The 212-nt window shown below is 51.4% G+C and carries 1 protein-coding gene; it reads right to left on the minus strand.

Annotated elements, in window-relative coordinates; genetic code table 11:
- On the minus strand, positions 1-212 hold a 212-nt coding region (locus HJY11_RS14600; protein ID WP_208076568.1), incomplete at both ends, for a class I tRNA ligase family protein.

A 212-nucleotide genomic window follows, 5' to 3' on the forward strand; every position in this document is an offset into this window, starting at 1 on the left:
CTCTTCTTTTGCAAGTCCGCCAAGCACCTGATCAAGAAGCGCCTCTGCCGTATAGTATACACAGCCGTCCGCTGCCTTTACTTTGGCATACGTCTCCTCTGGATTCACACAGAGTGCCACATTAGACGGCAGCGTCCACGGAGTTGTCGTCCACGCAAGGATGTAAGCGTCCTCATCTTTTACTTTAAAGCGAACGATGGCTGAACGTTCCT

Source organism: Bittarella massiliensis (ex Durand et al. 2017) (assembly GCF_017566145.1).
In the GTDB taxonomy this organism is placed as follows: domain Bacteria; phylum Bacillota; class Clostridia; order Oscillospirales; family Ruminococcaceae; genus Bittarella; species Bittarella massiliensis_A.